The organism is Bordetella sp., assembly GCF_051960075.1.
Lineage (GTDB): Bacteria > Pseudomonadota > Gammaproteobacteria > Burkholderiales > Burkholderiaceae_B > Bordetella.
Genome location: NZ_JBQCER010000007.1, coordinates 1 through 6,106 on the forward strand (window position 1 = coordinate 1; position 6,106 = coordinate 6,106).

At 52.7% G+C, this 6,106-nt stretch carries 5 protein-coding genes and 1 tRNA gene; 5 read left to right on the top strand and 1 reads right to left on the bottom strand.

Annotated elements, in window-relative coordinates:
- The 5 genes from tilS to ACTHJ1_RS00710 form a co-directional block, all read left to right on the top strand.
- Positions 1–801: tRNA lysidine(34) synthetase TilS (tilS, locus tag ACTHJ1_RS00690; protein WP_440186383.1), on the top strand; the 801-nt coding region annotated here is incomplete at its 5' end.
- 114 nt (positions 802–915) lie between these two features.
- The gene (locus ACTHJ1_RS00695; RefSeq protein WP_440186385.1) at positions 916–2,181 is read left to right on the top strand and encodes an aspartate kinase; all 1,266 of its coding nucleotides are present in this window, start codon (positions 916–918) and stop codon (positions 2,179–2,181) included.
- A gap of 73 nt (positions 2,182–2,254) precedes the next feature.
- A tRNA-Ser gene (locus tag ACTHJ1_RS00700) sits at positions 2,255–2,348 on the top strand.
- A 602-nt stretch (positions 2,349–2,950) separates the two neighbouring features.
- Positions 2,951–3,883, top strand: coding sequence for a retron St85 family effector protein (locus ACTHJ1_RS00705; RefSeq protein ID WP_440186387.1), 933 nt, complete (start codon positions 2,951–2,953; stop codon positions 3,881–3,883).
- Entirely contained in the window at positions 3,873–4,793 is a 921-nt protein-coding gene (locus tag ACTHJ1_RS00710) for a retron St85 family RNA-directed DNA polymerase (RefSeq protein ID WP_440186389.1), read from the top strand. Before ACTHJ1_RS00705 ends, ACTHJ1_RS00710 begins: the two co-directional genes overlap by 11 nt.
- A gap of 111 nt (positions 4,794–4,904) precedes the next feature.
- On the opposite strand, the gene ACTHJ1_RS00715 is transcribed toward ACTHJ1_RS00710, so the two are convergent.
- A complete protein-coding gene (locus tag ACTHJ1_RS00715) occupies positions 4,905–5,696 on the bottom strand; it encodes a hypothetical protein (RefSeq protein WP_440186391.1) in 792 nt (263 codons plus the stop codon).
- Positions 5,697–6,106: the final 410 nt, after the last annotated feature.

The following is a 6,106-nucleotide window of genomic DNA, read 5'->3' on the forward strand; positions in this document are numbered from 1 at the left end:
GCGCACGTTCAGGCCCTGGGCGCTTTGCTATCCGTTCGGGTGCTGCAGGCCCGCGTGCGCGTGCCCGACGACACCGGCAAGGGTGTCGAAGCCGCGGCGCGCCAGGCGCGCTACGAAGCGTTGGCCGGCCTGGCGAAGCAGGCCGGCGTCACGCTGGTGCTGTTGGCCCATCACCAGGACGACCAGGCCGAGACCGTGCTGTTGCGGCTGCTGCGCGGCGCCGGGCTGCATGGCATGGCTGCGATGGCCGCCGAAACCGAGCGCGACGGCGTGCGCTATCTGAGGCCTTGGCTGTCGGTGCCCCGTGCGGCCATCCGCGCGGCGGCGGCGGTTTTTGCCCAGGTCCAGGGCTGGCAGCCCGTGGAGGATCCGACCAATACCGACGCGCGCTATACCCGCGCAGCGGTGCGCACGCAGCTCAAGCCCGCGCTGGACGCGCGCTGGCCGGCGTGGCAGGCCGTCGTCGCGCGTCACGCGCGCCATATGGCCGAGGCCGCCGAAGTGCTGGACGAAGTTGCCCGGGCCGATCTGGCAGCGCTGGATTTTTCGCCGGCCGACGCCAGTTTTTCTCTCGCGGCCTGGCGCGACCTGTCGCCGGCGCGTCAATTGCATGTGCTGCGCCATTGGCTGGCCGGCCGGGGGCTGCCCATGCCCAGCGACGCGCGGCTTTCCGAACTGGCGCGCCAGCTGCGGCAACTGCACGCCCTGGGCCACGACCGCCAACTGCGCTGGGAGCATGCGGGCAAAGTGGTGGGGTGCGCACGCGGACGCGTGGTTATTTCCTTATCGCCCCCGGTTTGAAGCAGGATTTCGCCGTCGCGCTAAAATATTAGGCTTTGCCAATTGCTTGCCAGCCGATATGCAAAATATGGCCGGCAGCGTCGTTTTTGTTCCCAGCACGAAATTCAGAGCACTATGTCCCTGATCGTTCATAAATATGGCGGCACGTCGATGGGCTCGATCGAGCGCATCAAGAACGTCGCGCGCCGCGTTGCCAAATGGCATGCAGCAGGCCACCAAGTGGTGGTCGTTCCTTCCGCCATGTCGGGCGAGACCAACCGCCTGCTGGGGTTGGCGCGCGAACTGTCGCCGCAGCCCGATGGGCGCGAGCTCGATGCCATTGCCGCCACCGGCGAGCAGGTCAGCAGCGGCCTGCTGGCCATTGCGCTGCAGGCCGAGGGTGTCCAGGCGCGCAGCTATGCCGGCTGGCAAGTGGCCGTCAAGACCGATTCGTCCTACACCAAGGCGCGCATCAACTCGATCGACGACACCCGCATCCGTGCCGACCTGAACGACGGCCGCGTGGTCATCGTCACCGGTTTCCAGGGCGTGGACGACGAAGGCCACATCACCACGCTGGGGCGTGGCGGTTCCGACACCTCGGCCGTTGCCGTGGCGGCCGCCATCGGCGCCGACGAATGCCTGATCTACACCGACGTCGACGGCGTCTACACCACCGACCCGCGCGTGGTGCCCGAAGCGCGCCGCATGGCCGTGGTTTCCTTCGAGGAAATGCTGGAGATGGCCTCGCTGGGCTCCAAGGTCCTGCAAATCCGCTCGGTTGAATTCGCCGGCAAGTACCGCGTTCCCACGCGCGTGCTCTCGTCGCTGACCGACCCGCTCATGCCGCTCGACGAAGAAATGCGCTCGGGCACGCTGATTACTTTTGAGGAAGACGAAAAAATGGAAGCCGCCGTTGTCTCGGGCATCGCCTTCAGCCGCGACGAAGCCAAGATCACTCTGTTGGCCGTGCCCGACAAGCCGGGCATTGCCTACTCCATCCTGGGCCCGGTCGCCGCGGCCAACATCGACGTGGACATGATCGTGCAGAACGTGTCCGTGGCCGGCACCACCGATTTCTCCTTCACGGTCAACCGCAACGAGTTCCTGCGCACCATCGACGTGCTCAAACGCGACGTGATCCCGGCCGTAGGCGCGCGCGAACTGATCACCGACGAGAAGGTCGCCAAGGTTTCCATCGTCGGCATCGGCATGCGCTCGCACGTGGGCGTGGCCAGCCTCATGTTCCAGACCCTGTCGCAGGAAGGCATCAACATCCAGATGATCAGCACCAGCGAGATCAAGACCTCGGTGCTCATCGACGACAAGTACCTGGAACTGGCCGTACGCGCGCTGCACAAGGCGTTTGACCTGGACAAGGATCCGGCGGCCAAGGGCTGACGCGGCTGCGTGGCCGGTTTTTCCGCATCGCAGTAACGATGCGGAAATTCTGCTAGAATCTTGTGCTCTTTCCGGAGACATGGCCGAGAGGTTGAAGGTACTCCCCTGCTAAGGGAGCATGTGAGCTAAAACTTGCATCGAGGGTTCGAATCCCTCTGTCTCCGCCAGTAATATAGAGAAAGCCTTGCGAGTCATCGACTTGCAAGGCTTTTTCCCTTTCTGCACTGCTGGTTTCGAGTCTGGTGTCCCGAGTGGGTGTCCCAAGTCAGACTCTCAATGGCGATTTTGCTTCCCTCGCACATGTGCTGAACCAGCATGGCACGCTCTATTTCCGGTTATCAATACCCCACGCATAGTCCGGAAGGCTGCTATTGCTACTCTTGCTACGGTTGCCAAGAGGTTATCGATGATGAACGGCACGCAGAAGCCATAGAAAAAATAGCAGTGGCAGCAAGATGGTCTGCGCTGAGGGTGATGCCGCTCTACTCTTGCCTCATGCACGAGGTGACGTGGAAATGAAGACAGCTATGGTTGTCGACCTAGATGCGAACCCTTATACTCTAAACACTCAATTACGTGTTTTGTTGGTCTAGTCACACACTGGATCAATAATGTCGGGCGCTTCGCCAGACTGTCGATAATTGTGAGCATTTACGGCGCAGAGAGGCCCGCGCGGCCCAGTCTCCGCAGCCGTAGTTGCTCCGTCCGGGCCACGCGGGCCTCTCTGCGCCAAATCAAAGGTAGTTGAGTTTATCGGTCGAACTGTTACGTGCATTCAACAATAAAAACCGTTGCGGATTCGATTGATCTTACTAAGACACGTGTTCGCCGTGCTGGGCGTCGCATTACTGTCTTCGGTGGAGCACTGCAGAACCCTGATCAGCCTCCAAGCCAGCGTAATGCATTTATAACAACACTCCATCTTGTTCATTCCAGGTATACAAAGCGGATAATTACGCCCGAGAATTACAAAGATTGGAATCATTTTGGCGTGTATCACGATCTTCTGTCATTTGAAGAGGATCTGTGCGCGCTGGTCGATGTTATCGTCATTTTCTTGGAAACTGAGGGAGCAATTGCTGAGTTCGCAAGCTTCATTAAGGTTCCAATTGCATTACCCAAGCTCGTTATAGGTGTGACTGAAGGGTATGAAGAGGATGATTCTTTCATTAATTTGGGCTTGGTGCGTTACCTCCGAGCGCAGCCGAAGCATAGGGATACCGACCCAGACCCAGTTTTTGTAGTGCCTCCTCAAATAGATGTAGACGATGCAACCTTTATCTGGGAAGAAGTTGATCGGCGCTTAGGACTGCTTTCTGAGACAGAAGCCTTTGACCCTCGTAACTTATCTCACCAGATGTTGCTTGTGGCGGATTTCATCGAGTTAATGCAGGTCGCACGGCAGAACGATATCAATATTTTTCTTGAACAACTTGGTATTAATATTGCGGCACATCGGCTAACTCAATTTTTATTCGTCTTGCAGCGACTGGAGATAATTGAGTTGCTTTCTGCATCGAACGATCGCTTCTTTCGATTTTGCGCGGGAGATAACTATTTTATCGATTACGCCCAAAAAGAAGCAGCTACTCCCCGCGAGCGTCTTAAAGTGCGTCTGTATGAAAAAATGCAAAGCGAGCCTCGACGTAAGCATGCATATAAAAAAATGACGAAAATGGGCGGAGCAGATAATGGCGCTTAGAGATTCCATTTTGACTGATCTGCCGTTCACGCCAAGCGAGCTTAATCGACTCGTTAAAACTGCGCCACTTCGGTACAAAGAATATTTCATACCCAAGAAAACCCCTGGGGAGTTTCGCGCGATTGCGCAACCTACACCAGAGATTAAGCTCTTACAGCGATGGTTAATGAGCTCCGTATTGAAGGAATTTAAAATTCACGGAGCTGCGACTGCATACAGAAAGGGGCACGGTCTCGCAGACAACGCACGTCCTCATCTACATAATCGCTTCATGTTGAAGTTGGATTTTCAGAATTTTTTCCCATCGATCAAGATGGATGATCTGATGCGTTATCTGACAAATGTAGGCTGGGAAAATCCTGATGATATGGATTTGCTCGGGAGGGTGCTATTCAAGTTCAATCGCAGGAAGAAATGCCTTGAATTGTCTATCGGCGCTCCAAGTTCGCCCATGGTATCAAATTTTTTATTATTTTCGTTTGACACTTTGATTGAGGACTATTGTCTAGAGCATGATATTACCTATACGCGATATGCAGATGATTTAACATTTTCTACCAATAGTCCTAACGTACTACGAGACTGCAAAACCTTCGTGGCCGAAACGCTTGCAAACATCGAATCGCCTCATTTGAGTCTAAATGGCAATAAGGTGGTTGAAACTTCGAAGAAACATGGGCGTCGGGTGACTGGACTTATTATCACGTCAGATAATAGAATTTCTATAGGTCGTGATAAAAAGCGTGAGCTACGTGTGCTGATACATCGCCATATGCAGCAACTTCTCACTCCAGACGAATTTCAATCTTTAAAGGGTTATCTCGCTTTTCTGAAGTCAGTCGAACCTGAACATTTAGAACGGCTTCGTGCTTCTTTCGGTGACGATACTATGCGTTCATTACTTCCTTAATTGCATTTGTCCTCATAATAGTAATGAGGAAACTTTGCGATGGTTTGATTATAAATAGATCACGTTATGACTCAAGAATGATCGTTTTCTGTTCTGTGTGGCTCCCACAATTTACCAATTAAATGAGCAGAAAAAATTAAACCTCCGGCAGATATAGCTATTTTTTATAGGAGAGGCAAGCTGTTGAGATATAGATTGGACGGATTCCCAGCGATAAAAAATTGCTTTTCCAGTACTATTCTTAACTAAGATGCCTTTTTCCATCTGACGCAGGATTGTCACCTCGACTGATTGTGATGGTGAGGATAATGTCAGCAAAACGGTTGGCTGCTCGATGAGTTGCGAGATTCCTTTTGCATATCCCAAGTCATAAATGAAAAAAGCAGTTGGAATTATAAAAATAATTAATTTGCGCAACAACGGAGAAATACTGTCTGCTACTCGTTTGTGCGAGAAAGACCATCGAATTATTTCATACATCATAAGCGCGGTCGCTATCGGCATAATCCTTATGAATGTATATCCGAACAAGGGATTAAGAATAATTATAAGGAAGGCGAGGCCTACAAGTAATCCGTATAATAACCACCGAGGCCTTGTGGTGCGATTCGATTCTTCTGTTTGATCAATCTGCTTGTCTTTAATGAGTCCTTGTTGGGCGCGGCGGCGCATCAATTCCATCATCGTATATGCCAGCGCCGCAAATAATACTCCGGGGGCCCATAAAAGTGCATCTCGAACGTGATCGGCTATTGTTGTTGGTACGTCGGAAAACGAGAGCCCAAGTGCTTCAAGATTTCCCAAATCGAAGACAACTGAAAGACAGAAAGTAGCTGTGGTTATTATTCCAATCCCTGTACTAATATCGTAATTTTCGATTTTATCGGAATCATTATTTTTCATAATTTTTTACGTCCTTAGAGTAAGAGGGAGACGTTCTGTTTTGCTCTGACGGGCGTAAGCATATAAAAAAGTGCTACATGGTTTTATAGTGCTCCTATCTTTTACGCGCCCATGCTTCTTCTACCTGGTATTGTTCCCACCGAAGGTCGCTGAGATACGATAGTCAAAGATAGCCCATGTTTGAATCCATCCTAACGCTGGGCTCGCGTCACAAAATCGGGATTTGTATATCCTTTCGTGCATCGCGGCGTAAGCTTACGAGATCATTCCGTAAGCTTCCCCGTGCGGTAGACAGTCGTCAGTAGAATATTCGGAGCCTCCCCCGTTAGGAGTCTCCCTTGAAGAAAACCAGATTTACAGAAAGCCAGATCGTTGCCGCGCTGAAGGAAGGTGAAGCCGGTGTACCGGTG